The 1043-nt window shown below is 73.7% G+C and carries 1 protein-coding gene and 1 pseudogene; both read right to left on the reverse strand.

Features of this window, described 5'->3' with window-relative positions; all coding sequences use genetic code 11:
• Positions 1-43: 43 nt before the first annotated feature.
• Positions 44-787 carry a DUF742 domain-containing protein gene (locus ABT093_RS40905; protein ID WP_350572589.1) on the reverse strand — a complete coding sequence of 248 codons (744 nt, stop codon included), beginning with the start codon at positions 785-787 and terminating at the stop codon, positions 44-46.
• 161 nt (positions 788-948) lie between these two features.
• Positions 949-1043 (reverse strand): annotated as a pseudogene (locus ABT093_RS40910) (roadblock/LC7 domain-containing protein); the annotation flags it as partial.

The raw sequence follows: 1043 nt of genomic DNA on the forward strand, positions 1-1043 counted from the left end.
GACGATCTTCGCGGAGGTGGTGGCGCGGGTGGGGGCGGCCGCGTTAGAGCTTGCGAAGTCCACTGAGGACCCTTTCGAGCAGCGTGACGTCGGGCTGGTTTCCGGTTTCGCCGCCGGAAGCGGGCTGGTGGATGGCGACCAGGCCGGCCTCGGCCAGGTCGGCCACGAGGATCCGGGCCACTCCCAGGGGCAGGGAGAGCAGCGCCGAGACCTCGGCCACGGACTTGACCTCGGTGCACAGGGTGCAGATCCGCTGGTGCTCGGGGAGCAGGGTGGCCAGGCGTTGCGGATCCACGTTGGCGGAGACGAGCGCCTCCAGGGCGAGCTCGTACCGGGGCCGGGTGCGTCCGCCGGTCATCGCGAACGGGCGGATCAGCGGGCCGGAGTCCGGCTCGTCCTCGAAGTCGTCGCCGAAGTCCTGGCCGGGCCCGTGGTGGCCGGGCCCGTGGTGGCCGGGCGCCGGGCCGGGTGACGCGGCCGGCCGCCCGACGGCCGGGCCGCGGCCGGAGAGGTGACCGGGCTGCTGTCCGACCGTCCCGTCCGGGTAGCCGGGCGGGGGAGCGTCGTACGAGGGCCGGGGCTGGCCGTACTGGCCGTACTGCCCCGGCGCGTACGGCTGGCCGTACGACGGCCCGCCGTAGTGCGGGCCGGGCTGGCCGTGCTGGCCGTGCAGCGGCTGGCCGTACTGCTGACCGTGGCCGACGACGCCGGGTGCTCCGAAGGCGTCATGGCCTGTGCCAGGGTACGGAACGCCGTACTGGCCGCTGCGGTCGTCGGGCGGTGTCACGGTTCCTCTCCTCACAGGGTGCGGCGGTGCGGTGCGAGCTCGGGCACGGGTCCGGAGCCGGTGGTGCGAAGGCCGTACAACGTCCGAACCCGAGCCCGCCGAAGCGGGCCCGGGACGAACGCGGAGGTGCTTCGAATACCTGGACGGTATCCGACGGACCGTCAGTGCAGGAGACTGCCCTGGAGTTCTGCGCGGAGTGCGGGGGTGAGGACGGCGCCGGCGCGGTCGACGAGCAGGGCCATCTCGTATCCGACGA

This window comes from Kitasatospora sp. NPDC002551 (assembly GCF_040296005.1).
GTDB lineage: Bacteria > Actinomycetota > Actinomycetes > Streptomycetales > Streptomycetaceae > Kitasatospora.